This is a genomic window from Pseudomonas sp. RIT-PI-o, assembly GCF_001297215.1.
GTDB classification, from domain to species: domain Bacteria; phylum Pseudomonadota; class Gammaproteobacteria; order Pseudomonadales; family Pseudomonadaceae; genus Aquipseudomonas; species Aquipseudomonas moraviensis_A.
In genome coordinates, this window is record NZ_LHPA01000005.1 from 75,454 (window position 1) to 99,811 (window position 24,358).

At 59.6% G+C, this 24,358-nt stretch carries 26 protein-coding genes; 21 read left to right on the forward strand and 5 right to left on the reverse strand.

The features are described from left to right. Window positions 1–68: 68 nt before the first annotated feature. From AEQ63_RS00950 to AEQ63_RS00980, 7 genes are all read left to right on the forward strand, one after another. Window positions 69–692 carry an alpha/beta hydrolase gene (locus AEQ63_RS00950; protein ID WP_236705227.1) on the forward strand — a complete coding sequence of 208 codons (624 nt, stop codon included), beginning with the start codon at window positions 69–71 and terminating at the stop codon, window positions 690–692. After that, window positions 685–1,179 carry a hypothetical protein gene (locus AEQ63_RS00955; protein WP_133247420.1) on the forward strand — a complete coding sequence of 165 codons (495 nt, stop codon included), beginning with the start codon at window positions 685–687 and terminating at the stop codon, window positions 1,177–1,179. Before AEQ63_RS00950 ends, AEQ63_RS00955 begins: the two co-directional genes overlap by 8 nt. A 209-nt stretch (window positions 1,180–1,388) precedes the next feature. Further along, on the forward strand, window positions 1,389–2,378 hold the full coding sequence (locus tag AEQ63_RS00960) for a 2-dehydro-3-deoxygalactonokinase (protein ID WP_064361476.1): 990 nt from the start codon (window positions 1,389–1,391) through the stop codon (window positions 2,376–2,378). 19 nt (window positions 2,379–2,397) lie between these two features. Beyond that, window positions 2,398–3,018: a 2-dehydro-3-deoxy-6-phosphogalactonate aldolase gene (locus AEQ63_RS00965; protein WP_064361477.1), complete on the forward strand. Its 621-nt coding sequence runs from the start codon at window positions 2,398–2,400 to the stop codon at window positions 3,016–3,018. A gap of 62 nt (window positions 3,019–3,080) precedes the next feature. Beyond that, entirely contained in the window at window positions 3,081–4,229 is a 1,149-nt protein-coding gene (gene dgoD, locus AEQ63_RS00970; protein WP_016770960.1) for a galactonate dehydratase, read from the forward strand. 171 nt (window positions 4,230–4,400) lie between these two features. Next, complete coding sequence (locus AEQ63_RS00975; RefSeq protein WP_064361478.1) at window positions 4,401–5,711, forward strand: MFS transporter; 1,311 nt, start codon at window positions 4,401–4,403, stop codon at window positions 5,709–5,711. Window positions 5,712–5,772: 61 nt separating this feature from the next. Beyond that, entirely contained in the window at window positions 5,773–6,576 is an 804-nt protein-coding gene (locus AEQ63_RS00980; RefSeq protein ID WP_042610724.1) for an IclR family transcriptional regulator, read from the forward strand. An 11-nt stretch (window positions 6,577–6,587) separates the two neighbouring features. On the opposite strand, the gene AEQ63_RS00985 is transcribed toward AEQ63_RS00980, so the two are convergent. Further along, window positions 6,588–7,640 carry an NAD(P)-dependent alcohol dehydrogenase gene (locus AEQ63_RS00985; protein WP_039760107.1) on the reverse strand — a complete coding sequence of 351 codons (1,053 nt, stop codon included), beginning with the start codon at window positions 7,638–7,640 and terminating at the stop codon, window positions 6,588–6,590. A 191-nt stretch (window positions 7,641–7,831) separates the two neighbouring features. Here AEQ63_RS00985 and AEQ63_RS00990 point away from each other — a divergent pair, with 191 nt between their 5' ends. Beyond that, window positions 7,832–8,722: an AraC family transcriptional regulator gene (locus AEQ63_RS00990; RefSeq protein WP_016770956.1), complete on the forward strand. Its 891-nt coding sequence runs from the start codon at window positions 7,832–7,834 to the stop codon at window positions 8,720–8,722. A gap of 184 nt (window positions 8,723–8,906) precedes the next feature. Here the strand turns inward: AEQ63_RS00990 and AEQ63_RS00995 are convergent, their stop codons facing one another. After that, complete coding sequence (locus tag AEQ63_RS00995) at window positions 8,907–10,571, reverse strand: electron transfer flavoprotein-ubiquinone oxidoreductase (protein WP_064361479.1); 1,665 nt, start codon at window positions 10,569–10,571, stop codon at window positions 8,907–8,909. 550 nt (window positions 10,572–11,121) lie between these two features. On the opposite strand from AEQ63_RS00995, the gene AEQ63_RS01000 reads away from it, so the two are divergent. The 10 genes from AEQ63_RS01000 to AEQ63_RS01045 all read left to right on the forward strand — a co-directional run bounded on the left by AEQ63_RS01000 (window position 11,122) and on the right by AEQ63_RS01045 (window position 20,552). After that, complete coding sequence (locus AEQ63_RS01000; RefSeq protein ID WP_007908338.1) at window positions 11,122–11,871, forward strand: electron transfer flavoprotein subunit beta/FixA family protein; 750 nt, start codon at window positions 11,122–11,124, stop codon at window positions 11,869–11,871. A gap of 2 nt (window positions 11,872–11,873) precedes the next feature. Beyond that, the gene (locus AEQ63_RS01005; RefSeq protein WP_064361480.1) at window positions 11,874–12,803 is read left to right on the forward strand and encodes an electron transfer flavoprotein subunit alpha/FixB family protein; all 930 of its coding nucleotides are present in this window, start codon (window positions 11,874–11,876) and stop codon (window positions 12,801–12,803) included. Between the two features lie 81 nt (window positions 12,804–12,884). Next, window positions 12,885–13,706: a substrate-binding periplasmic protein gene (locus AEQ63_RS01010; protein WP_064361481.1), complete on the forward strand. Its 822-nt coding sequence runs from the start codon at window positions 12,885–12,887 to the stop codon at window positions 13,704–13,706. A gap of 9 nt (window positions 13,707–13,715) precedes the next feature. Then, on the forward strand, window positions 13,716–14,078 hold the full coding sequence (locus tag AEQ63_RS01015; protein WP_172667940.1) for a DUF4398 domain-containing protein: 363 nt from the start codon (window positions 13,716–13,718) through the stop codon (window positions 14,076–14,078). Beyond that, window positions 14,075–14,887: an OmpA family protein gene (locus AEQ63_RS01020; RefSeq protein ID WP_064361482.1), complete on the forward strand. Its 813-nt coding sequence runs from the start codon at window positions 14,075–14,077 to the stop codon at window positions 14,885–14,887. The genes AEQ63_RS01015 and AEQ63_RS01020 overlap by 4 nt, the downstream gene beginning before the upstream one ends. Before the next feature lie 201 nt (window positions 14,888–15,088). Beyond that, window positions 15,089–16,528: an aminotransferase-like domain-containing protein gene (locus AEQ63_RS01025; protein ID WP_064361483.1), complete on the forward strand. Its 1,440-nt coding sequence runs from the start codon at window positions 15,089–15,091 to the stop codon at window positions 16,526–16,528. Window positions 16,529–16,606: 78 nt separating this feature from the next. After that, on the forward strand, window positions 16,607–17,080 hold the full coding sequence (locus AEQ63_RS01030) for a hypothetical protein (protein ID WP_042610731.1): 474 nt from the start codon (window positions 16,607–16,609) through the stop codon (window positions 17,078–17,080). 163 nt (window positions 17,081–17,243) lie between these two features. Then, complete coding sequence (locus AEQ63_RS01035; protein ID WP_042610732.1) at window positions 17,244–17,498, forward strand: YkgJ family cysteine cluster protein; 255 nt, start codon at window positions 17,244–17,246, stop codon at window positions 17,496–17,498. Between the two features lie 40 nt (window positions 17,499–17,538). Beyond that, window positions 17,539–18,144: an START domain-containing protein gene (locus AEQ63_RS01040; protein WP_042610733.1), complete on the forward strand. Its 606-nt coding sequence runs from the start codon at window positions 17,539–17,541 to the stop codon at window positions 18,142–18,144. Between the two features lie 314 nt (window positions 18,145–18,458). After that, entirely contained in the window at window positions 18,459–20,552 is a 2,094-nt protein-coding gene (locus AEQ63_RS01045; RefSeq protein ID WP_064361484.1) for an LTA synthase family protein, read from the forward strand. A gap of 72 nt (window positions 20,553–20,624) precedes the next feature. Here the strand turns inward: AEQ63_RS01045 and AEQ63_RS27010 are convergent, their stop codons facing one another. Continuing rightward, the gene (locus AEQ63_RS27010; RefSeq protein WP_003183939.1) at window positions 20,625–20,777 is read right to left on the reverse strand and encodes a DUF3309 family protein; all 153 of its coding nucleotides are present in this window, start codon (window positions 20,775–20,777) and stop codon (window positions 20,625–20,627) included. Between the two features lie 331 nt (window positions 20,778–21,108). On the opposite strand from AEQ63_RS27010, the gene AEQ63_RS01050 reads away from it, so the two are divergent. The 3 genes from AEQ63_RS01050 to csrA all read left to right on the forward strand — a co-directional run bounded on the left by AEQ63_RS01050 (window position 21,109) and on the right by csrA (window position 22,640). Next, window positions 21,109–21,924 (forward strand): SDR family oxidoreductase, encoded by an 816-nt coding sequence (locus AEQ63_RS01050; protein ID WP_064361485.1) that lies wholly within the window; start codon window positions 21,109–21,111, stop codon window positions 21,922–21,924. 64 nt (window positions 21,925–21,988) lie between these two features. Continuing rightward, entirely contained in the window at window positions 21,989–22,321 is a 333-nt protein-coding gene (locus tag AEQ63_RS01055) for a YnfA family protein (RefSeq protein WP_042607961.1), read from the forward strand. A gap of 133 nt (window positions 22,322–22,454) precedes the next feature. Next, the gene (csrA, locus tag AEQ63_RS01060) at window positions 22,455–22,640 is read left to right on the forward strand and encodes a carbon storage regulator CsrA (RefSeq protein ID WP_024013891.1); all 186 of its coding nucleotides are present in this window, start codon (window positions 22,455–22,457) and stop codon (window positions 22,638–22,640) included. A gap of 5 nt (window positions 22,641–22,645) precedes the next feature. Here the strand turns inward: csrA and AEQ63_RS01065 are convergent, their stop codons facing one another. Both AEQ63_RS01065 and AEQ63_RS01070 read right to left on the reverse strand, forming a co-directional pair. Beyond that, window positions 22,646–22,873 carry a YheU family protein gene (locus AEQ63_RS01065; protein ID WP_003172962.1) on the reverse strand — a complete coding sequence of 76 codons (228 nt, stop codon included), beginning with the start codon at window positions 22,871–22,873 and terminating at the stop codon, window positions 22,646–22,648. Between the two features lie 170 nt (window positions 22,874–23,043). Then, the gene (locus AEQ63_RS01070; RefSeq protein WP_042607960.1) at window positions 23,044–24,240 is read right to left on the reverse strand and encodes an osmoprotectant NAGGN system M42 family peptidase; all 1,197 of its coding nucleotides are present in this window, start codon (window positions 24,238–24,240) and stop codon (window positions 23,044–23,046) included. Window positions 24,241–24,358 lie beyond the last annotated feature (118 nt).

Below are 24,358 nucleotides of genomic sequence, written 5' to 3' on the forward strand. Positions count from 1 at the left end.
GACACAAATTAACCTGTAAAACTGACGGGACCGTAAAACAGGCTACCGTTAGCCCGAAAAAAATTGTTTTGTTTTTCGTTGGAGGAGCGGGAGATAAAGAAAGTTATTACGGAACGGGCCCGAACAATAACGTGGCGGAGGCTCTGAAAATATTCATCAAGAATATGGACGCTGAAGGTCTTTGCCCTGATACCTACGACGCACACCACATCGGTTATAACGCCTTCACCAGTGATGAGGGACTTAATGCAAATGTGTTGGCGAAAATTCCCGACCTGACCACTCCGGTCTACATTATCGGGCATAGCCTGGGAGGCTGGAATGGAGCTCACTTGTCTAAAGTGCTGGCAGACAAAGGCTATCGGATCCCGGTATTGGTTACGCTGGACCCCGTCGGAGAGGGTCAGATCGTATGGGGCATATCAAATATTTATCAAACAGAGCCTACTCCCAAGGCTGAATATTGGGTGAATGTAAGAGCGGATGCCAAAGACTGGAATTTTTCTGATCTCGTGGCGGATTTTGGAGAGCAGTGGGACATGACAAGCGGCCCGAACATGAACGGCCGGGTTGATGTGAATCATGCCGATGCCTGGGCTATCTACATTGCCGTATTAGGTAGCGGAGTGTCAGCGAGGGATATTCTTATGCAGTCAGTGATACAGCACTTCAAAGGGAGGAAATGTGCGTAAATCTTTACTGATTTCAATGTTTTTGGTATGTGCGTCATGCGCTATCAGTCACGGGCGGCCGATTGCCCATATTGAATACATGAATACGGAGCGTTATCTCAATCGAAATATTTACCAAGTCACGTTCTCTTCTGATGTCGACGTGGAGCCATTGTTCAAATCTAAAATAAGCCAATCTCTTCTCTGTTCTTTCGACGAAGAAACAGATTTCGCAATGCCTCAAGATCTGAAGGAATATGGCGAGGGCTGGGTTGAGCCGGTGAAGTCAGGGGAGGGACTAGTCTTCAGAGCGGATCTGATGTTTTACAAGGTTAAGGATTCGACAAGTTATACGCTAATGAGCAGCGATGAATTAAGAGCCTTGGTGGCTCGTCAACAGTCTATAGCTTGTAAAGTCAGAATCAACTCTTACTCCTACAGGGTCTATTTATCGGAGGTCATGAAGATTCCAGTCAAAGATCTCATGAGAGAAGTGAATAAATACTGAGTCGGGGGCGCTTGATGAGTTACTTGAGAGTTTCGGTTCCCTAGGTCATCGACCGATGCGCTAACGCAACTGAGCCATCCCCCCATCAAGTCCAAAGCAGGGCGATTACTCATCCCAAAATATGGGATTGGTATTTATATATTGAGATTTTGACCCGCCCAGGTTTATAGTCCGTCGCACTCACTGCCAAAAACAAAACAGGTGAAGCGATGCAGGCGCAATTGATCGCGCTCGATTGGGGGACAACCTCATTACGTGCTTACAAACTCGCGGCGGACGGTGTGGTGCTGGAGCAGCGTGCGCTGTCGTCCGGGATCATGCAGTTGCCCAAGACTCCGCGAATCATCCACGGTCGTGAATGCGCCGATGGTTTTGAACTGGCCTTCGACGAAGCCTGCGGTGACTGGCTCGACGCGCAGCCGGATCTGCCGGTGATCGCTTGCGGTATGGTCGGCAGTGCCCAGGGCTGGCGCGAAGCGGCTTACTGCGAGACGCCGGCCGACGTCGCCCATCTCGGAAATTCCCTACAGAGCGTTATCAGTCTTCGCGGCACGCCAGTGCATATCGTCCCGGGCGTGATCCAGCGTTCGCGGCTGCCGAATGTGATGCGCGGCGAAGAAACCCAAGTCCTCGGCGTGCTGCAAAGTCTGCCGGCCGAGGCGGGTAACGATCTGTTGATCGGCCTGCCCGGCAGCCACTCGAAATGGGTGGAAGTGGTCGATGGCCGCATCACGCATTTCGACACCTTCATGACTGGCGAAGTCTTCGCCGTACTCAGCGAACACAGCATTCTTGGCCGTACCCAACAGCCGAGCCTGACTTTCGACGCACAGGCATTTGACCGTGGCGTGCAAATCGCGCTGTCGGCGGATGCCGAGCTCGGTGTGCTCTCGACCCTGTTCAGCGCCCGTACCCTCGGCCTCACTGGTGAACTGATCCCGACTGCTCAGGCGGATTATCTGTCCGGTCTGATGATCGGCCACGAGTTGGCCGCGCTCGCCAATGTGCAGCGGCGCCGGCGCAATCAAGCGAATCTTCCATCGATCGTACTCATCGGCAATGCGCAACTGTGCACGCGTTATCGCCGTGCCCTCGACGCCTGCGGCTTTGCTCGGGTGACGCTGGCCGAGCAGGCGACCGAGCGTGGCCTGTGGCAACTGGCGCGTGCCGCCGGACTGATCGATTCCTCATCCCGTTAACCCTGACTGGAGGCCTGACATGCTCAAGCAAGCACTGGCACAAAACGGTCTGATCGCGATTCTGCGTGGCCTGCAACCGCAGGAAGCGGCGGCTGTCGGAGAAGTCCTTTATTCCGCCGGATTTCGCGTCATCGAAGTACCGCTCAATTCCCCATCGCCGTACGACAGTATCCGCATTCTGCGTGATGCGCTGCCCGCCGATTGCCTGATCGGTGCCGGCACGGTGCTCACCCCCGAGCAGGTCGAGCAGGTCAAAGCTGCTGGCGGACAAGTGATCGTTATGCCCCACTGCGATGCCAAGGTGTTGCGCGCGGCGAAAGCGGCGGGGCTGTACTTGTCGCCGGGCGTGGCGACGCCGACCGAAGCCTTCGCCGCGCTGGCCGAGGGTGCGGACATTCTCAAGCTGTTCCCGGCCGAGCAGATGGGGCCGGCAGTCGTCAAAGCCTGGCTTGCGGTGTTGCCGGCCGGCACGGTGCTGGCGCCGGTCGGCGGCATTACCCCGGACAACATGCAGGCCTTTATCGACGCTGGCGTGAAAGGTTTCGGCCTCGGTTCCGGCCTGTTCAAACCGGGCATGACGCCCGAGCAGGTGGCGGTCAATGCCAAGGCCTACGTGGCTGCCTGGAAAGCCCTGCGTTAAAGACTTTTTGGCGCTGTGTGCGCTGCATCTAATAAAAGCTGCATTTACAAAAGAGAGCAGAGATGAAAATCACCAAACTCACGACCTTCATCGTTCCGCCGCGCTGGTGCTTCCTCAAGGTCGAAACCGACGAGGGCGTGACCGGTTGGGGCGAGCCTGTGGTCGAAGGGCGCGCGCACACGGTCGCCGCTGCGGTGGAAGAATTGTCCGACTACCTGATCGGTAAAGACCCACGCAACATCGAAGACATCTGGACCGTGCTCTATCGCGGCGGCTTCTACCGCGGCGGCGCGATCCATATGAGTGCGCTGGCCGGTATCGACCAGGCCCTGTGGGACATCAAGGGCAAGGCCCTCGGCGTCTCGGTCAGCGACCTGCTCGGTGGCCAGGTGCGCGACAAGATCCGTGTCTACTCGTGGATCGGCGGCGACCGCCCGGCTGACACCGCGCGTGCGGCGAAAGAGGCGGTGAGCCGTGGTTTCACTGCGGTGAAAATGAACGGCACCGAAGAGCTGCAGTTCCTCGACACGTTCGAAAAGGTCGATCTCGCCTTGGCCAACGTTGCCGCCGTGCGTGACGCGGTCGGGCCGAACGTCGGCATCGGCGTCGACTTCCATGGCCGCGTGCACAAGCCGATGGCCAAGGTGCTGATGAAGGAACTCGACCCTTACAAACTGATGTTCATCGAAGAGCCGGTACTCAGCGAAAACTACGAAGCGCTGAAAGAACTGGCGCCGCTGACCAGCACACCGATTGCCCTCGGCGAGCGGCTGTTCTCGCGCTGGGATTTTAAACGGGTGTTGAGCGAAGGCTACGTCGACATCATCCAGCCGGACGCGTCCCACGCCGGCGGCATCACCGAAACCCGCAAGATCGCCAACATGGCCGAAGCCTACGACGTCGCGCTGGCGCTGCATTGCCCGTTGGGGCCGATTGCGCTGGCGGCGTGTTTGCAACTCGACGCGGCTTGTTACAACGCGTTTATCCAGGAGCAGAGCCTGGGCATCCATTACAACGAGAGCAATGACTTGCTCGACTATGTGAAGGACCCGCGGGTGTTCGACTACGATCAGGGCTTCGTGAAAATTCCGAACGGCCCGGGGCTGGGCATCGAGATCAACGAGGAATACGTGATCGAACGCGCCGCCGTCGGCCACCGCTGGCGCAACCCGATCTGGCGCCATGCCGATGGCAGCTTTGCCGAGTGGTAAGTCGTCTGCGAAACACCACAATCCCAATGTAGGAGTGAGCCCGCTCGCGATTCGGTTTTACATCCGGAATGTTTGTGACTGACAGAGCGCTATCGCGAGCAGGCTCACTCCTACAGGGATTTGTGCAAGGCCTCAGGCCGACCTCAATAAACATAAAAAGAGGCTCTCCTCATGCAAACGCACACCCTCTCCGGGCAGGCGTCTTTAGTCACGCCCAGCCGCAAGCGGTTTTTCATCATGGTGTTGCTGTTCATCACCGTGGTCATCAACTACCTCGACCGCAGTAACCTGTCGATTGCCGCACCGGCGCTGACCAGTGAGCTGGGCATTGATCCGGTACACGTCGGGCTGATCTTCTCCGCTTTCGGCTGGACTTATGCCGCGATGCAGATCCCCGGCGGCTGGCTGGTCGATCGCGTGCCGCCTCGGATCCTTTATAGCGTCGCGCTGCTGCTGTGGTCGGTGGCCACGGTGATGCTCGGTTTCGTCAGCAGCTTCATCGCACTGTTCGTGCTGCGCATGGCCGTCGGTGCGCTGGAAGCGCCGGCCTATCCGATCAACAGCCGCGTGGTCACCACCTGGTTTCCCGAGCGCGAACGCGCCACGGCGATCGGTTTCTACACCTCCGGGCAGTTCGTCGGTCTGGCCTTCCTGACGCCAGTGCTGGCGTGGCTGCAACATGAATTCGGCTGGCACATGGTGTTCGTCGCCACCGGCGCCGTGGGTATTCTGTGGGCGCTGATCTGGTACGCGGTGTATCGCGAGCCGCGCGATTTCAAAGGCGCCAATGAGGCGGAAATCGATCTGATCCGCGAGGGTGGCGGGCTGGTCGATATCCAGGCTGACGCGGCCAAGGTCAAAGCCAGATTCAGCTGGACCGATCTGGGCATCGTCCTCAGCAAACGCAAGTTGTGGGGCATCTACCTCGGCCAGTTCTGCCTGAACTCGACCCTGTGGTTCTTCCTCACCTGGTTCCCGACCTACCTGGTGAAATATCGCGGCATGGACTTCATCAAGTCCGGCCTGCTCGCGTCGCTGCCGTTTCTCGCCGCGTTCGTGGGGGTGTTGTGTTCGGGATTCTTTTCCGACTTCCTCATCCGCCGTGGCTACACCGTGGGCTTCGCGCGCAAGTTGCCGATCATTGGCGGGCTGCTGATTTCGACCTCGATCATCGGCGCCAACTTCGTCGAGTCGACGCCGCTGGTGATCGCCTTCCTGGCCTTGGCATTTTTCGGCAACGGTCTGGCCTCGATCACCTGGTCGCTGGTGTCGACGCTGGCGCCGGCGCGTTTGCTCGGCTTGACCGGCGGCGTGTTCAACTTCATCGGCAACCTCTCGGCGATCGCGACGCCAATCGTGATCGGCTTCCTCGCCAGCGGCGATTCGTTCGCGCCGGCGATTACCTACATCGCCGTGCTCGCGCTGGTCGGTGCCCTGTCCTACGTGCTGCTGGTGGGCAAGGTCGAGCGTATCGAGTTGTAGTGCCCTGCGTCGGGCGACCATAATGCCGCCCGTTCCTTCGCTCAACGGTAAAAGGCTGGATATGCAGGAAGACGCCCCGGAAAAAACCAAGGACGCCGCGCCCACCGGCACCCAGACGCTGCTGCGCGGCCTCGGTGTAGTCCAAGCGGTGGCCAGCGGCGCACGTGATCTCAAGGAGATCGCCCGGCTGATCGGCACCACGCGCAGCACCACCCATCGGCTGGCCAGTTGCCTGGTCGACGAGCGTTATCTGCGCGTGGTCCCGCAAATCGGTTATCTGCTTGGGCCGAAGCTGATCGAACTGGGCTTTCAGGCCCGCGAAGAGTTGCCGCTGGTGACCCTAGCCGGGCCGTATCTGGACGAGTTGTCGGCGCTGACCGGCGATACCGTGCATCTGGGCATTCGCGAAGGCGACGAGGTGTTGTATCTGCTGAAGAATCCTGGGCGCAACGGCCCGGAAATGCGCTCTCGGGTCGGCCATCGCATGCCGCTGGTGCGCACCGGGATCGGCAAGGCATTGATGCTCGATGACTCGCCGCAGGATTGGCGGCGGCTGTATGACATCAGCCTTCCGGCGGGTGGCAAAAGTCAGTTCTGGCCGCAGCATCCCCAGCAGTCGTGGGAACAGCTCGAGCAGCGCATGGGCGAGTACGTCACCGGTGGCTACGCCTTCGATCTGGAAGACAACGAACCGTCGATCCGCTGCGTGGCGGCGCCGATTCGCGATGCGAGCAAGGGCATTGTCGCCGCGATCAGCATCGCCAGCACCGTGCCATACATGCCGCTGGAAAAAATGGCCGAGTTGATCCCCCTGCTCAAAGGGGTCACAACCCGGCTGTCGGCGGAGCTTGGCTTGAAGGTGTAAGCCGTGAAGGTTTAAGCCTTCAGCGTCGCCATGTCGATGACGAAACGGTACTTCACGTCACCGGCAATCATCCGCGCGTAGGCTTCGTTGATATTGCGGATGTCGAGCATTTCGATGTCGCAGGTGATGTTGTGCTCGGCGCAGAAATCCAGCACCTCCTGGGTTTCGGCGATACCGCCGATCAGCGAGCCGGCCAGTACGCGACGGCTCATCACCAGTTTGCCGGCGTGGACCGGCGGGTTCACCGGCTCGATCAGACCGACCAGAATGTGCACGCCATCGAAGCGCAAGGTGTCGAGGTACGGGTTGAGGTCGTGCTGTACCGGAATGGTGTCGAGCAGAAAGTCGAAATAACCGGCCGCGGCCTTCATCTGTTCTGCGTCGGTGGAGACGATGACGTGATCGGCGCCCTGACGGCGACCTTCTTCAGCCTTGCTTGCCGAGCGGGTAAACAGCGTGACTTCCGCGCCCATGGCTTTGGCGAACTTGATGCCCATGTGACCGAGGCCACCCATGCCGAGAATCCCGACCTTGTCACCGGCCTTGACGCCGTAGTGCTTGAGCGGCGAGTAGGTGGTGATGCCGGCGCAGAGAATCGGTGCGGCGCTGGCCAGCGCCAGGCGTTCCGGGATGCGCACGACAAAGTGTTCGCTGACCACGATGCTGTCCGAATAACCGCCCATGGTGTTGCTGCCATCGACCCGGTCCGGGGTGGCGTAAGTCATGGTCGGGCCTTCGAGGCAATATTGCTCGAGGTTCGCCTGGCACGCTTCGCAACTGCGGCAGGAATCGACCATGCAGCCGACGCCAACCAGATCGCCTACCTTGTGACGGGTGACATTCGCACCGACAGCGGTGACTTTTCCGACGATCTCGTGGCCGGGCATCAGCGGATAAACGGCGATGCCCCATTCGTTGCGGGCCTGATGGATGTCGGAGTGGCAGACGCCGCAGTAGAGAATTTCGATCGCCACGTCGTCCGCGCGCGGGCTGCGGCGTTCGAATTTCATCGGGGCGAGGGGAGTGGTGGCCGATTGGGCGGCATAGCCGATGGCGGTGTACATGAGTGACCTCGCAAAAACAGTGACAAGTGAGGCGGTGAATTCTGGGCGCCGGGCGCGGGTGCGGCCATGACGATTTCTCCGGGTCTCATGCCTAATCCTCCGGGATGCGGGTTGCGGCGGTCGTATTGGCCAGCAGATCTGCGATCATGTTTTCATCCCCTTTTCCTGATTTTTTTACGAAGACCTATTCGATGCAGTTGACCCGTCATCTTGATGCCAATGCCCGGCTGGTTTCGCTGATCGAACCGCTGGCGCTGCGCGATGGCTACAGCCAGACCGGCCTGCCCGGTGTGCAGATTTTGCGCGCCAGTTGCGACGTCGCCCGCGGCCCGCACATTTACGAGCCGAGCCTGATGATCATCGCCCAGGGCAGCAAACTGGCGTTTCTCGGCCCACGCACCATGGAATACGGGGCTGGGCATTACCTGATCCAGGCGCTGCCGGTGCCGTTCGAATGCGAAACCTTTGCCTTGCCCGATGCGCCGTTGCTTGGGGTCTCGGTGGCGATCGATCGCGTACTGCTCGGCGAACTGGTGCTGGCCATGGGGCTGGCGCCGGGGCGGCATATTCCGGCGCAGACACCGGAGTCGATGACCTCGGTGGTGCTCGATGACGGCATGCGCGGTTGCGTCGAACGCCTCCTCAGCTGTCTGCACGATCCGCTGGAATGCCAGATTCTCGGCCCGGCGCGGGTCCGCGAATTATTGTTCGTCGCGCTGCGCGGGCCGCAAGCAGATGTGTTGCGCGCGCTGGTCGAGCAACAAGGGCAATTCGCCCGGGTGGCGGCGTCGATCAGCCATCTGCATGCGCACTACACCGAGCCGCTGAATGTCGAGACCCTCGCCGGTTGCGCGAACATGAGCGTGTCGACCTTCCACGAGCATTTCAAACGCAGCACGTTGTTGTCGCCGGTGCAGTATCTCAAGCGTTTGCGCTTGTTGAAGGCGCAGACGCTGCTGGTGGCGGAAGGGCTGGGGGTGGCACAGGTGGCGCATCGGGTGGGGTATCAGAGCACGTCGCAGTTCAGCCGCGAGTACAAGCGCTACTTCGAACGTAGCCCGGGCGATGAGCGCGCTGCTTGAGCCGACGATAATCCCCTGTGGGAGTGAGCCTGCTCGCGATAGCGGTGTATCAGTTGACGATGATGCTGACTGAAGCACCGCTATCGCGAGCAGGCTCGCTCCTACATTGGTTCGGCGGTGTTGCAGGAATTTTGGGCAACAAAAAGGCCCCCATTTCGGGAGCCTTGTTGTTCAGCGCGTCGACTTACATGTTCGGATAAGTCGGGCCGCCGGCACCTTCCGGCGCCACCCAGGTGATGTTCTGCGCAGGGTCCTTGATGTCACAGGTCTTGCAGTGCACGCAGTTCTGGGCGTTGATCTGGAAGCGCTTCTCGCCGTCTTCCTTGGTGATCACTTCGTATACGCCGGCCGGGCAGTAGCGCTGCGCCGGTTCGTCGTACAGCGGCAGGTTCTTGCTGATCGGGATGCTCGGGTCGGTCAGCTTCAAGTGGCACGGCTGTTCTTCTTCGTGGTTGGTACCGGAGATGAACACCGAGCTGAGTTTGTCGAAACTCAGTTTGCCGTCGGGTTTCGGATAGTCGATCTTCTTGCAGTCGGCCGCGAGCTTGAGGCAGGCGTAATCCGGCTTGGTGTCGCGCAGGGTGAACGGCAGTTTGCCGCCGAAGATGTTCTGGTCCAGCCAGTTGAAACCGCCGCCGATGATCGCGCCGTACTTGTGAATCGCCGCGCCGAAGTTGCGGCTGGCGAACAGTTCTTCGTGCAGCCAGCTGTTCTTGAACGCGTCGACGTAAGTCGTCAGTTCGACCGTGCAATCCTGCTCGGCGAACAGCGCATCTGCCACCGATTCAGCCGCGAGCATGCCGGACTTCATCGCAGTGTGGCTGCCTTTGATCTTGGCGAAGTTCAGGGTGCCGAGGTCGCAACCGATCAGCGCGCCGCCCTTGAAGACCATTTTCGGCAGCGAGTTCAGGCCGCCCTTGGCGATGGCGCGGGCGCCGTAGCTGACGCGCTTGCCGCCTTCCAGGTATTGCTTGAGCACCGGGTGATGCTTGAGGCGCTGGAATTCGTCGAATGGCGACAGGTAAGTGTTGCTGTAGGACAGGTCGACGATCAGACCGACCACTACCTGATTGTTTTCCAAGTGATAAAGGAACGAGCCGCCGGTGTTCTCGGTGCCCATGATGTCCAGCGGCCAGCCTGCGGTGTGCACCACCAGGCCTGGCTGATGCTTGGCCGGGTCGATTTCCCAGATTTCCTTCAGACCGATGCCGTAATGCTGAACGTCCGCATCGCTGTCGAGGTTGTAGCGCTTGATCAGTTGCTTGCCGATGTGGCCACGGCAGCCTTCGGCGAACAGCGTGTATTTGCCACGCAATTCCATGCCCGGGGTGTACAGGCCTTCTTTCGGATGGCCTTCGCGATCGACGCCCAGATCACCGGTGATGATCCCGCGCACCACGCCGTTTTCATCAATCAGCGCTTCCTGAGCGGCGAAGCCCGGGTAGATTTCCACACCGAGGTTTTCGGCCTGTTGAGCCAGCCAGCGGCACAGGTTGCCGAGGGAGATAATGTAGTTGCCTTCGTTGTGCATGGTCTTGGGCACAAAGAAGTCGGGGATCTTCTGCGCGCTGTCGGCGTTTTTCAGCACGAAAATGTCATCGCGCGTGACTGGCGTGTTCAGCGGTGCGCCGAGTGCTTTCCAGTCTGGAAACAGTTCGTTCAATGCGCGGGGTTCGAACACCGCACCGGAGAGGATGTGCGCGCCGACTTCGGAGCCTTTTTCGACCACGCAGACGCTGATTTCCTTACCGGCGTCAGCGGCCTTCTGCTTCAAGCGGCAGGCGGCGGACAGACCAGCGGGGCCGGCACCGACGATGACGACGTCGAATTCCATGTATTCGCGTTCCACAGGCTATCTCCTACTCAAGGCTCAACAGTTTTTTTTCTGATTTGGAGGTTTGATGTCGCTTCCGTATTGCCTTTACGTTAACGTCAAAGGGAATATTGGCGAATCTACCTTTCTCTCTAGGCGGCGCATTATATCTACACCACTCCTAGCGTCCAATACAAACGTTTGTTTGAATCGCCTCCAGCCCTGATAAATCAAAGAAGCGCGGCTTATGACAGGGCATTTTGGCGTATTGACCAGAATGGGCGTTCCGGTCAAGATACGGGCGGTTTTGCGCTCGCCGTAGGCAGACTGGCGGTTTCAAGAGCACCTCTAAAGACAGGGCACAGGCAGTAGACGGTGATGCGCAGCGCAAGTCCGGCGCGCAGTTTACACAGCGTGGGAATGAATGACCCGGCAGTCACCCCTGACGAACGGTCATCTCCCTTCGCCAAGTGAATCACCTCACATTCAAGCCGGCGTTTTTAGAGGTGCCCTTGTCGCCCGATGAGCATCATCCGCCAGGTTCGCCTAGGCGACTTTCTTTTCACCGGAGAGTAACGAGGAATCCATGAAGGTTCTTGTAGCTGTCAAACGCGTTGTGGATTACAACGTCAAGGTCCGCGTCAAGGCGGACAATTCCGGCGTCGACCTCGCCAACGTCAAGATGTCGATGAACCCATTCTGCGAAATCGCCGTGGAAGAAGCCGTTCGCCTGAAAGAGAAGGGCGTTGCGACTGAAATCGTCGTCGTCTCGATCGGCCCGACCACCGCTCAGGAGCAGCTGCGTACCGCACTGGCTCTGGGTGCCGACCGCGCCATCCTCGTCGAATCCGCTGAAGACCTGACTTCGCTGGCCGTGGCCAAGCTGCTCAAGGCCGTCGTCGACAAGGAACAGCCTCAGCTGGTGATCCTTGGCAAACAGGCGATCGACAGCGACAACAACCAGACCGGTCAGATGCTCGCTGCACTGAGCGGCTACGGTCAGGGCACGTTCGCTTCGAAAGTCGAAGTCTCCGGCGACAGCGTTGCCGTGACCCGCGAGATCGACGGCGGCGCGCAGACCGTTTCGCTGAAACTGCCGGCCATCGTCACCACCGACCTGCGTTTGAACGAGCCGCGCTATGCGTCTCTGCCAAACATCATGAAAGCCAAGAAGAAGCCTCTCGAAGTGCTGACTCCGGACGCTTTGGGCGTTTCCACCGCCTCCACCAACAAGACTCTGAAAGTCGAAGCGCCGGCAGCACGCAGCGCAGGCATCAAGGTCAAGTCGGTGGCTGAACTGGTCGAGAAACTGAAAAACGAAGCGAAGGTAATCTAAAAATGACTATCTTGGTAATCGCTGAACACGACAACAAAGTGCTGGCCCCGGCCACACTGAACACCGTGGCCGCCGCTGCCAAAATCGGCGGCGACATCCACGTGCTGGTGGCAGGTCAGGGCGCTGGCCCGGTGGCCGAAGCCGCGGCGAAAATCGCTGGCGTGAGCAAGGTCCTCAACGCTGACAACGCCGCCTACGCGCATCAGTTGCCGGAAAACATCGCGCCGCTGGTAGCCGAACTCGGCGCTGGCTACAGCCACATCCTGGCTGCCGCGACCTCCAACGGCAAAAACATCCTGCCGCGCGTTGCTGCTGCGCTGGACGTTGACCAGATATCCGAGATCATCTCGGTGGAAAGCTCTGACACCTTCAAGCGTCCGATCTACGCCGGTAACGCCATCGCTACCGTGCAATCGACTGCTGCGATCAAAGTGATCACCGTGCGCGCCACCGGTTTCGACCCGGTTGCCGCTGAAGGTGGTTCGGCTGCCGTTGAAGCGGTTGGCGCTGCCCACGACGCCGGTACGTCGAGCTTCGTCAGCGAAGAGCTGGCCAAGTCCGATCGTCCTGAGCTGACCGCTGCAAAGATCGTCGTTTCCGGCGGTCGTGGCATGCAGAATGGCGACAACTTCAAACACCTGTACGCTCTGGCCGACAAGCTCGGCGCAGCTGTTGGCGCTTCCCGCGCTGCGGTCGACGCAGGTTTCGTACCGAACGACATGCAGGTCGGTCAGACCGGCAAGATCGTTGCGCCGCAGCTGTACATCGCCGTCGGTATCTCCGGCGCGATCCAGCATCTGGCCGGTATGAAAGACTCCAAAGTGATCGTTGCGATCAACAAGGACGAAGAAGCGCCGATCTTCCAGGTGGCCGATTACGGTCTGGTGGCTGATCTGTTCGAAGCAGTACCTGAGCTGGAGAAGCTGGTCTAATCCGGCGGCTTCACTTATAAAGAGCCCGGCCTGTTGGTCGGGCTTTTTTTTGTCTCGGATTTGAGTGGGGAGCGGTTTGCCATGGATCTGCGCTGCGGATGGTTGTTGGGATTGATGCTGTTGCCAGGTCTGGCCACGGCCGCTGGCAAGTGCGAGCGCCTGGTCGTCACCGGCAGCCCGGATGCGCCGCCGTACCTGTGGCAGGACCCGCAAAACCCCAAGCGCTTGATCGGTGCCAGTGCCGATCTGTTGCAGCAAGTGGCCAAGGACCTCGGCATCAAAGTCGATCTGCTGTATGCCGGTAAACGCTCGCAAGCGCTCGATGAAGTGCGCAGCGGGCGCATGGACATGCTCGCCGACGCACCGCTGACCGTGAATGAGCTGGAAAACCTCGACTTCATTCATCCGCCACTGCTGGAAAACGACTATCTGGTGTGGACGCGCAAAGGCTCGACGCTGACCTATGCCGAGGCGGTCGATCTGAAAGGCCATACCGGCGCGGTGTCGGAAAAGTCTCGGATGACCCAGGCATTCGGCACTTTCGCCGAGCAGAATCTGACTCTGACGCGGACAGCCAACCTTACCCAGGCCCTACAGAAACTTCTGTTGGGCGAGGTGGAATATGTCCTCGCCGGACGTTACTCAGGCCTGGCCGCCGCGCAGACATTGGGCATGACCAGCGATCTGTTGGCGTTCGAGCAACCCATTGATCGTCCGGGGCTGTTCCTCGCGGTTTCCCATAACTCGGCCTGCAACGATCCGTGGTTGCGCGGACAGCTCGCCAAAAAGATGACAGAATTGCCCGCGTCCGGACTGACGGAAGCCGCGCTGCAACGCAACATCGAGCGCTGGAAGGCGCAACAGCAACAGCCGCCACAACCTGTCAGTGCCCCAAAACAGTAGGGATTCTTAGTGAGTATTCGACCTCTTTTCGCGGCTGTGGCCGTTCTGGCCCTGGCCGGGTGCGCAACCGATCCGGCACCCAGTGAACAAATGCGTCTGACCGAACAGGCCATCGTGCAGGCCAAGGCAGTCGGCGCCACCGCTGACGAAGTGCCGGAAATGCAACTGGCCGAAACCAAGTACAACCGCGCCAAAGGCAACATGGCGGACGAGTCCTATCGCAATGCGCGCATGCGTGCCGAGCAGGCCGAACTGGATGCACGTCTGGCCGAAGCCAAGGTGCTGACGAAAAAAAGCGAAGAGCAACTCAATGTGCTCAATACCCGCATTGTCCGCCTGCGCAAGCAGCTGCAACTGGGGGAAGCGCAATGAGCCTCAGATCCAACGCTATTGGCATTCTGCTGCTCGCCGGGTGCGCGAGCCTTTACGGCTGCGCCGGCCAGCACAGCGAGGCGGCGCTGCAACAGGCCGGGGCTGATTTCCAGAAGGTCAAGGAAGATTCCAACGTGCTGCGGATTGCGCCGAAAGACGTGATCCGCGCCGGTGAATCCCTGGCCCGCGCCGATCGTCTGTCGACTTATTGGGGCAGCGGCGCTGACGTTGTGCATTACGCCTACCTGAGCCAGCGCTACAGCGAAATCGCTCGCGAGCACACCAACCAGGCACTCAACGAGGAGCAGGCGGCCAGGCTCGAACTGGAGCGGCAGCGCCTGCAACTGGCCCTGCGCGAGTCGAAACTGCTCAGCGTGCAGCAGCAAGGCAAGTGGCTGGAGGAACAGATCGTGGCGCTGGCCACCACGCAGACCGATCGTGGTCTGGTGATGACTCTCGGTGATGTGTTGTTCGACACCGGCGAAGCGGAACTGAAAAACTCCGCCAACCGTGTCGTGTTGAAGATCGTTCAGTTCCTGCAACTGAACCCCAAGCGCGTGGTGCGCATCGAGGGCTATACCGACAGCACGGGCGGCAAGCAGGAAAACCTCAAACTGTCCCGCGACCGCGCGCAATCGGTGGCTGACGTGCTGGTCGATCTGGGTGTCGATGAAAAACGCATTCAGGTCGAAGGGTACGGCGACCAGTTCCCGGTCGACGCCAACGCTTCCGAGCGCGGCAGGGCACAGAACCGCCGGGTGGAAATTGTTTTCTCCGACGAAAAAGGCCAGCTCGGCGCCGCCCGCTGAGGGTTGCGTCTCTGGGAAGCCCGGCCTGTCATGCAGTGCCGGGCTTTTTTACGTCTGTCGATTGCCGCGCAAAACCGTACAGATGGGGCAGACACCGCACTGTACGGTCGAGTAATCTGGCAACTGTCCCAGTACACTTCTAAACTGTTCCGGTATTGTTTCACACAAGAATAAAACGCCCGTGAAATCGAGTGCTGCGTCATGACCAATCTCTTGCTCTACCAACGTATTGCTCAGCAACTGGCCGAGGACATCCGCCGTGGTGTCTATCAACCCGGCGAGCGCGTGCCTTCGGTGCGCAAGATGAGTTCGCAGCTCAATGTCAGCCACGCGACGGTGTTGCAGGCGTATGCCAACCTCGAAGACCAGGGCCTGATCCGCGCGCGTCCGCAATCGGGTTATTACGTGCACCAGACCCCCGCGCTGACCGCGCCGACCCCGGACATCGCTCGGGTCGAGCGGCCGGGGCTGGTCACGCGCAGCAGCATCATTCAACAGGTGCTGGTCGAGTCCCGCCGCGAAGGTGTGTTTCCCCTGGGTGCTGCGGTACCGAGTGTCGATTATTTGCCGGTGCGTGCCCTGCATCAGCAGCTCGCCAAGGTCACCCGATTCCACAGTCCGCGGGCGTTCAGCTACATGTTCAGCCCCGGTTTCGAACCGCTGCGCCGGCAGGTCGCGATCCGCATGCGTGACGCCGGCGTGGTGGTCGATCCGTCGGAAGTGGTGATCACCCACGGCTGTGTCGATGCCCTGCAGATGTCATTGCGCGTGCTGACCCGGCCGGGCGATCTGATCGCTGCGGAATCACCGACCTATTACGGCCTGCTGCAACTGGCCGATCTGCTTGGCCTGAAAGTCATCGAAATTCCCAGCGACCCCGCTACCGGCATGAGCCTGGAAGCCTTGCAACTGGCCGCCAACCAATGGTCGATCAAGGCACTGGTGCTGACCACGCGATTGAGTAATCCCCTCGGCGGAACCATGCCGGAAGAGCGGCAGAAACAGTTGCTGCGGCTGGCCTCGGATTTCGACATTCAGATTGTCGAAGACGATATCTACGGCGAACTGATGTTCGAGCAAGGCCGCACCAAAGCGCTGAAAGCCTATGACCGGCTGGATCGGGTGATCTACTGCTCGAGCTTCTCCAAAACCTTGTCGCCAGGTGTGCGCATCGGCTGGATGATCGCTGGCAAGTACCAGCAGGAAATCCAGCGACTGCAAACCTTCAGCACCCATTCGGCGTGCAGCGTTACGCAAATGGCGATCGCCGCCTATCTGGAAAACGGCGGTTATGACCGGCATTTACGGTACATCCGCCAGGAATACCGAAAAAACCTCAGCGCGTTCCAGCTGGCGGTGCAGCAGCACTTCCCCGAGGGCACGCAAATGTCCCGGCCCACCGGCGGTTTCATCCTGTGGGGGAGCTTGCCGGGACGGGTCAACACCCAGGAGTTGCATGTCCGCGCGCTGCAACAAGGCATCAGCATCGCGCCGGGGCTGATCTTCAGTAACACCGAGCAGTTCAACCACTGTATCCGCCTCAATTGCGGCATTCCGTGGAATCGCGAGGCGGAGCGGGCACTGATGACGCTGGGTCTGTTGGCGACGCAACTGTGTCAGGAAACCGCTGGCGGTTTCTGAACGAGGGGGCAGGTGATGCTTGTCATGTGACGCACAACAGGCGAGCATGTGGCCCTCTGCCGTTAGTTCGTTGGGTCCATGAAAGCCATTGTTCCTGCCGCGTGGGTATTGTTGGGTTGGCTGATGATCGGTCAGGTACCGGGTGTCATGGCGGCCGCAGCCCAGGAAAAACCGGCAGCGACGAGTACGACGAACAAAACCGTGAAAACCGCGGCTCCAGCAAAAAAAGCCCAGGCAAAAAAAAACGCCACAGTGAAGAAGCGCCGCCCGGTTGCCTCGAAATCGAAATCCGCCAGCGAAGTGGCGAAGACCAAATTGCCGCCGGCAAAACTCGATCTCAGCCTGCCCAAGGATATGGTTGAAGAGTTGAAGCCCAAGGGCACGGTGGAGCTGCCCAAGCGCGAGGCGATCCTGCCGCAGATGTTCGGTGAGAAGGACGCCGGTTTCCAGCTCAACGGCCGCTTGCTCAGCAACGAAATGCAGTTGCAACTGCGCAATGAAGCGCGACGCGATGTGGAAGGCGCCGCGCTGGATTTTGAATTCAAACAATAGAACGGGTCATCTGTGATGCGCAGACCAGACGCTTCGTCGGAGACTGCCCGGTCACTTTTACTTATCGTTGAAAACCCGCTTCCAGCAATTTGAAACAGCCGTTTTAGCGGTTACTCTGTTCCCCGTCTCTTTACACATCGCCCGTCCCGAGGATCTGTACGTCATGAAATGCCGCGAAGGCTGTGGCGCTTGCTGCATTGCCCCCTCCATCAGTTCACCGATCCCCGGCATGCCCCAAGGCAAGCCCGCCGGCGAACGTTGCGTGCAACTGTCGGTCGATAACCTGTGCAGCATTTTCGGCCGTCCGGAACGTCCGCCTGTGTGCTCGGGTTTCGCTGCGGATGTCGAGGTCTGCGGCAGCAGCTCGGAAGAAGCGATCAGATTGATCGGCTGGTGGGAGCAGATGACGGCGGCGTGATGTGTTCACCAACGGAACTTCAACAATAAGGAATAACACTATGGGTTCGCTGCATCGTATCGCTGTGTTGTGTGGTCTGACTGCCGTACTTGCTACTTCGGTCGCCCAGGCGGAAGACTGGAAGGTCGCCAAGAACGAAGACGGTATCAAGGTTTCCCTGAGTGAAATACCCGGTTCGGACTACAAGTCCTATCAGGGCGTCGCGCTGATGAAGACCACCATCGCCAAACTGCGCGCCTTGCAGGAAGACGTCTCCGGCGCCTGCGCCTGGATTCACGAGTGCAAGAGCCAGAAACTGCTCAAGCATGAAGGCGATCTGAGCTGGACCTATTCGCAATTCAATACACCATGGCCGGTGACCCCGCGTGATTCGGTGTTGAAGATCACCACTGTTGAAGGTGCCGATGGCAGCCTGACGCGGAATCTTGAAGGCGTGCCGACCTATCTGCCGGAAGAAAAAGGCTTCGTCCGGGTTCAGCAAGTCAAAGGCTTCTGGAAGTTCGTGCCTAAAGGCGATCAGGTCGAAGTGACCTATCAAGTACACACCGAGCCAGGTGGCAGCGTACCGGCGATGGTTGCCAACAAGTTCGTCGTCGATGCGCCATTCAATACGCTGAAAGCGCTGAAAGAACGCGCCGAGAAATAATCTTCGCGCTCTAAGCAAAACGCCCCGACCGGTTCGGGGCGTTTTGTTTTGTCTCTAAATTGTATTTCCAGATATGCGTTGCACGAAATTTTCACAAAGCCTTCAAGACAATTCGCCCGCACTTGTTGCCTGCAACAGCGCTGTCAGCCCTTTGAATGAAAGTCTCGAAGAGCAGGGCAGTAATCAATGGCAATGGTGTGAACGATCGTGCAACATTTGCGCACCGCGCACGCCCCGGGGTCTGGAATGACCAATAGAGGGCCTGGCGCCGCTGTATTTTTGCAACTTCAACTTCCAATGGGTCCTAAAACGACATGGCAAACCCGGACGCCCTGAATCAGCAGCGATCTTCTGCTCGCCTGCTGCAACCGACCGTCAAATCGCATCTGGCCTACACGCTGCTGTGCGCACTGGTCATGATGGTCATGTTTTCCGCGCTGCGCCTCGCGCTGCTGGTCTACAACCGCGAGATGATCCTCGACACCCCGGCCGCGACCTTCCTCGAAGCGTTCGTCAACGGTCTGCGTTTCGACCTGCGCCTGGTGGTGTACCTGTGCATTCCGCTGGTGCTGGCGCTGTTCAGCGCCCGGGCCATGGCCGCGCGCGGCTTCTTTCGCCTGTGGCTGACCATCGCCTCGAGCATCGCGCTGTTCCTCGGCCTGATGGAGATGGACTTCTACCGCGAGTTTCACCAGCGCCTCAACGGTCTGGTGTTCCAATACGTGAGAGAAGATCCGAAAACCGTGATGAGCATGCTCTGGTACGGTTTCCCGGTGGTGCGCTACCTGCTGGCGTGGGTCATCGGCACGGTCATTCTGACCCTGGCATTCAAGGGCGCCGACCGCGCCACCCGCCCGCGCGGCCCGTTCAGCGGCGGCAGCGTCAGCTCCCGTCAGGTTGCGCCGTGGTACACCCGCCTGGCGGTGTTTGTGGTCTGCCTGCTGATCTGCGTGGTTGCCGCCCGTGGCACCCTGCGTCAAGGCCCGCCAATGCGCTGGGGTGACGTGTACACCACTGATTCCAACTTCGCCAACCAGCTCGGTCTCAATGCCACGCTGTCGCTGATCGAGGCCGCCAAGTCGCGCAGGGGCGAAGATCGCGACAACATCTGGAAAGCCACGCTGCCGCAGGAACAGGCGCAGAAAATCGTGCGTGACATGCTGCTGATGCCTGACGACAAACTGGTCGACGCCGATATTGCCGCCGTGCGCCGTGATTACATGCCGCCAGCCGACAAGACCCTGCCGATCAAGAACGTTGTCGTGATCCTGATGGAAAGCATGGCCGGTCACTCGGTTGGCGCCCTGGGTGCTCCGGGCAACATCACCCCTTACCTGGACAAGCTGTCCAAGGAAGGCCTGCTGTTCGACCGTTTCTTCTCCAACGGTACGCACACCCACCAGGGCATGTTTGCGACCATGGCCTGCTTCCCGAACCTGCCCGGCTTCGAATACCTGATGCAGACTCCGGAAGGCAGCCACAAGCTGTCCGGCCTGCCGCAGGTGCTCAGTGCCCGCGACTACGACGACGTGTACGTCTACAACGGCGATTTCGCCTGGGACAACCAGTCGGGCTTCTTCAGCAACCAGGGCATGACCAACTTCGTTGGCCGTAACGATTTCGTCAATCCGGTTTTCTCCGATCCGACCTGGGGCGTGTCCGACCAGGACATGTTCGATCGTGGCCTGCAGGAGCTCAAGGCGCGGGAAAACGGCAAGCCGTTCTACGCCCTGCTGCAAACCCTGTCCAACCACACGCCGTACGCCTTGCCGACACCGTTGCCGGTCGAGCGCGTGACTGACCGTGGCAGCCTCAACGAACACCTGACCGCCATGCGTTACTCCGACTGGGCGCTCGGCCAGTTCTTCGAGAAGGCGCGCAAAGAGAAGTACTTCAACGAAACCCTGTTCGTCATCGTCGGCGACCACGGCTTCGGCAACGAGCGCCAGATCACTGAAATGGATCTGGGCCGCTTCAACGTGCCGATGCTGATGATCGCCCCGGGCATTCAGCAGAAGTTCGGTGCCCGTGACCATACCGTGGGCACGCAGATCGACATCGTGCCGACCATCATGGGCCGTCTCGGTGGTGAAGTGCGTCACCAGTGCTGGGGCCGTGACCTGCTCAACCTGCCGGAGGGCGACACCGGTTTCGGTGTGATCAAGCCATCGGGCAGCGAGCAGACCACCGCCATCGTCACCGCTGACCAGATTCTGGTGCTGCCGCGCGACAAGGACATGGGTCCGAAAATCTGGCAATACCAGCTCGGTGCCACTCCGCACGCCGAAGTTGTGCCAAATGCGCCGCGTACTGCCGAACTCAAACTCAAACTCGAGGCGTTCCTGCAAACCGCGACCAAAAGCCTGCTCGATAACACCGCCGGTGTGATTCACGGCAAGCCGGATTGATGACTCGTTGAAGTCCACGCAATAAAAAAGAGGCCCTTGAAAAAGGGCCTCTTTTTTTACAGCTTCAAATCGTCATATCTTGCCGAGTAACAACAGCACCAGCAGCACGACCAACACCACGCCGATAATGCCCGACGGGCCATAACCCCAACTTCTGGAGTGCGGGAAGACCGGCAGACCACCGATCAGCAACAGGATCAGGATGATGATTAGAATTGTGCCCATGGGTGATTTCCTTGTTCAGAGTCTGGAAGAGTCTTGACGCTCAGTGGGCAGCTGGATAGCAACTAAATTCCAGCCGGCTTACATGTTCCGACTTGCGCGAATGAAAAAAAATTCAATGTTTTTTTAATGTATTTGGATTGCTCTATTATTTCCTTTCCAGCGAAAAGATCGCAGCCTCGTTGCACTCGTCAGCTCCTACGGGATTGGATGGCGAAGTTGGCGGGGGCAGCAATCTTTTGATCCTCCATTCAGCAACTGGATGGAGCGTGGGCCGACGCAGTTCCTTCGCTACACTCGGCGCATCTCTCCCGGAACAACAAGGCTGTCCGCTATGCAAAATCGCATGATGATCACTGGTGCAGGCTCCGGCCTGGGTCGCGAAATCGCGCTGCGCTGGGCCCGTGAAGGCTGGCGGCTGGCCTTGTCCGATGTCAGTGAACCCGGCCTGCAGGAGACCCTCAAACTGGTGCGCGAGGCGGGCGGCGACGGTTTCATCCAGCGCTGCGATGTGCGTGATTACAGCCAGCTGACCGCGTTCGCCCAAGCCTGTGAAGAGAAGTTCGGCGGCATCGACATCATCGTCAACAATGCCGGGGTCGCCTCGGGTGGGTTTTTCAGCGAACTGTCCCTGGAAGACTGGGACTGGCAGATCGCGATCAACCTGATGGGCGTGGTCAAAGGCTGCAAGGCGTTCCTGCCACTGCTGGAACAGAGCAAGGGCAAGATCATCAACATCGCTTCCATGGCCGCGCTGATGCAAGGTCCGGCGATGAGCAACTACAACGTCGCCAAGGCGGGCGTGGTGGCATTGTCGGAAAGTCTGCTGATCGAACTGGCGCAGCAGGAAGTGGCGGTGCACGTGGTCTGCCCATCGTTCTTCCAGACCAACTTGCTCGATTCCTTCCGCGGCCCGACCCCGGCAATGAAAGCGCAGGTCGGCAAGTTGCTGGAAAGTTCGCCGATCAGTGCAGCCGATATTGCGGAATACATCTATCAGCAAGTCGCCGCCGGCGAGTTCATGATCCTGCCCCACGAACAAGGGCGCATGGCCTGGGCGCTCAAACAGAAAAATCCGCAACTGCTCTACAACGAGATGACTTCGATGGCGGAGAAAATGCGCGCCAAGGCCCGACAAAACAACGCGTGATCTTGTTCGTTGCCCGCCGCGTGGTTAGGGTGGCCGCCATGGTCACCCTGTCGAGACGCATTCCATGCTTAATTACCTGTGGTTCTTCCTGGCGGCGCTGTTTGAAATCGCCGGCTGTTTTGCTTTCTATTTGTGGCTGCGCCAGGGCAAAAGTGCGTTGTGGGTGATTCCCGCTTTACTTAGCCTGACCCTGTTCGCACTGTTGCTCACCCGTGTTGAAGCGGCCTACGCCGGGCGCGCCTATGCCGCGTATGGCGGGATCTACATCGTCGCTTCGATCGGCTGGCTCGCGGTCGTCGAACGGGTGCGCCCGCTGGGCTCGGACTGGATCGGCATGGCGCTGTGCGTGGTCGGTGCGAGTGTGATTCTGTTGGGGCCGCGCTTTTCCGCCGCCTGATACCTTTGTGCGAAGCGTCTGACGGCTGCGGGCGTGGGAGGCTGTAGGGCAAGACTGATTTGCTCGTCATGCATTGTGGAGCCGCTGTAAGCCGCGCATCTTCAGGGTTTGCCAGTCCTGAAGGATGAATCCCATGCTTGTACTCAGCCGTGTGGTCGGTGAGTTGATTTCAATCGGTGACGACATCACCCTGCGTGTTCTGTCGGTGAATGGCTCCAGCGTGCGCTTCGGCGTCGAGGCGCCGAAGAAAGTCCATGTGCACCGCGCCGAGGTCTATGACCGGATCAAGCGCAAGGAGGCCGCAGCGAAGGCTGGCTGACGGTTTCAGTCGAACAGATGCTTGGGTACGTCGTGCTTGAGCATCAACTGGCACTGTTCGCTTTCCGGGTCGAACACGATCAGCGCCTGACCTTTGGTCAATGCCTGGCGCACGCGCAGTACGCGGGTTTCCAGCGGGGTGTCATCGCCGTTGTCGGTACCGTCGCGGGTGACGAAATCCTCGATCAGGCGGGTGAGGGTGTCGACTTCAAGCGCGTCGTGGGGAATGAGCATGGGCACCTCGGTCAAATCAATGTCGGGATGCTACGGGGATTGGGTTTTGCCTGCCAGTTTTTGTAGTGCCTCGACCGGCGCCATCGCGAGCAGGCTCACTCTTACAGGGGAACGCATTCCCAATGTAGGAGTGAGCCTGCTCGCGATAGCGATGTTTCAGGCAACCAGTCTTAACTGTCGGAACGCTGCCCAACCAGACTGTCCACCGGCGGTACGCGGGTCTCGCTTTCCATCTGCGTGTCATGTTCGATCTGGTGGCTGAAGCGGTCCAGGGAGGCATTGGCCGGCGCCGCATCGCTGGCGAACACCGGCGGGCTCAGAATGTACGCGCCGAGCAAACGGCTGAGCGCCGCCAGGCTGTCGATGTGCGTGCGTTCGTAACCATGCGTGGCATCGCAGCCGAAAGCGAGCAGGGCGGTGCGGATGTCGTGGCCAGCGGTGACCGCCGAGTGCGCATCGCTGAAGTAATAGCGGAACATGTCGCGGCGCACCGGCAGTTCGTGTTCATCGGCCAGGCGCAACAGATGCCGGGACAAGTGATAGTCATACGGGCCACCGGAATCCTGCATCGCCACGCTCACTGCATGTTCGCTGGAATGCTGGCCCGGCGCGACCGGCGCAATGTCGATGCCGACAAATTCGCTGACGTCCCACGGCAATGCCGCCGCCGCGCCGCTGCCGGTTTCCTCGGTGATGGTGAACAGCGGATGACAATCGATGTTCAGTTCCTGGCCGCTGTCGACAATCGCCTTCAGTGCGGCGAGCAGTGCGGCAACGCCGGCCTTGTCGTCGAGGTGGCGCGCGCTGATATGGCCGCTTTCGGTGAACTCCGGCAGCGGGTCGAACGCCACCACGTCACCGACATGAATGCCCAGGGATTCGCAATCGGCCTTGGTCGTGCAGTAGGCGTCCAGACGCAGTTCGACGTGATCCCAGCTGATCGGCATTTCATCGACCTGAGTATTGAACGCATGCCCGGAAGCCATCAGCGGCAGCACGCTGCCGCGAATCACGCCGGTGTCGGTAAAAAGGCTGACCCGGCTGCCCTCGGCAAAGCGGCTCGACCAGCAACCGACCGGGGCGAGGGTCAGGCGACCGTTGTCTTTCACCGCACGGACGGCGGCACCGATGGTGTCCAGGTGCGCAGACACCGCGCGGTCAGGACTGCTCTTTTTGCCCTTCAACGTCGCGCGAATGGTGCCGCGCCGGGTCATTTCGAACGGAATGCCCAGCTCTTCAAGACGTTCGGCGACGTAGCGCACGATCGTGTCGGTGAAGCCGGTGGGGCTGGGAATGGCGAGCATTTCCAGCAGGACTTTTTGCAGGTAAGCCAGATCCGGTTCAGGGATGTGTGGGGTCTTGGTCATGGAAACTCCTGATGGGTTGAGCACACCGATGGTTTCGATGAGAGAAATTTGTGATGACGTTCGGGCCTCTTCGCGAGCAGGCTCGCTCCCACGGGGAAACGCATTCCAAATGTGGGAG

Coding starts and splice junctions, on each gene's coding strand:
- AEQ63_RS01045 (WP_064361484.1), top strand. CDS start 18,459: ATGGCAAACCCGGACGCCCTGAATCAGCAGCGATCTTCTGCTCGCCTG.
- AEQ63_RS00985 (WP_039760107.1), bottom strand. CDS start 7,640: ATGTACACCGCCATCGGCTATGCCGCCCAATCGGCCACCACTCCCCTC.
- AEQ63_RS01030 (WP_042610731.1), top strand. CDS start 16,607: ATGAAAGCCATTGTTCCTGCCGCGTGGGTATTGTTGGGTTGGCTGATG.
- AEQ63_RS00990 (WP_016770956.1), top strand. CDS start 7,832: ATGCAGTTGACCCGTCATCTTGATGCCAATGCCCGGCTGGTTTCGCTG.
- AEQ63_RS01040 (WP_042610733.1), top strand. CDS start 17,539: ATGGGTTCGCTGCATCGTATCGCTGTGTTGTGTGGTCTGACTGCCGTA.
- csrA (WP_024013891.1), top strand. CDS start 22,455: ATGCTTGTACTCAGCCGTGTGGTCGGTGAGTTGATTTCAATCGGTGAC.
- AEQ63_RS01010 (WP_064361481.1), top strand. CDS start 12,885: ATGGATCTGCGCTGCGGATGGTTGTTGGGATTGATGCTGTTGCCAGGT.
- AEQ63_RS00965 (WP_064361477.1), top strand. CDS start 2,398: ATGCTCAAGCAAGCACTGGCACAAAACGGTCTGATCGCGATTCTGCGT.
- AEQ63_RS01070 (WP_042607960.1), bottom strand. CDS start 24,240: ATGACCAAGACCCCACACATCCCTGAACCGGATCTGGCTTACCTGCAA.
- dgoD (WP_016770960.1), top strand. CDS start 3,081: ATGAAAATCACCAAACTCACGACCTTCATCGTTCCGCCGCGCTGGTGC.
- AEQ63_RS01020 (WP_064361482.1), top strand. CDS start 14,075: ATGAGCCTCAGATCCAACGCTATTGGCATTCTGCTGCTCGCCGGGTGC.
- AEQ63_RS00975 (WP_064361478.1), top strand. CDS start 4,401: ATGCAAACGCACACCCTCTCCGGGCAGGCGTCTTTAGTCACGCCCAGC.
- AEQ63_RS01055 (WP_042607961.1), top strand. CDS start 21,989: ATGCTTAATTACCTGTGGTTCTTCCTGGCGGCGCTGTTTGAAATCGCC.
- AEQ63_RS00980 (WP_042610724.1), top strand. CDS start 5,773: ATGCAGGAAGACGCCCCGGAAAAAACCAAGGACGCCGCGCCCACCGGC.
- AEQ63_RS01000 (WP_007908338.1), top strand. CDS start 11,122: ATGAAGGTTCTTGTAGCTGTCAAACGCGTTGTGGATTACAACGTCAAG.
- AEQ63_RS01005 (WP_064361480.1), top strand. CDS start 11,874: ATGACTATCTTGGTAATCGCTGAACACGACAACAAAGTGCTGGCCCCG.
- AEQ63_RS01050 (WP_064361485.1), top strand. CDS start 21,109: ATGCAAAATCGCATGATGATCACTGGTGCAGGCTCCGGCCTGGGTCGC.
- AEQ63_RS01025 (WP_064361483.1), top strand. CDS start 15,089: ATGACCAATCTCTTGCTCTACCAACGTATTGCTCAGCAACTGGCCGAG.
- AEQ63_RS27010 (WP_003183939.1), bottom strand. CDS start 20,777: ATGGGCACAATTCTAATCATCATCCTGATCCTGTTGCTGATCGGTGGT.
- AEQ63_RS01065 (WP_003172962.1), bottom strand. CDS start 22,873: ATGCTCATTCCCCACGACGCGCTTGAAGTCGACACCCTCACCCGCCTG.
- AEQ63_RS01035 (WP_042610732.1), top strand. CDS start 17,244: ATGAAATGCCGCGAAGGCTGTGGCGCTTGCTGCATTGCCCCCTCCATC.
- AEQ63_RS00960 (WP_064361476.1), top strand. CDS start 1,389: ATGCAGGCGCAATTGATCGCGCTCGATTGGGGGACAACCTCATTACGT.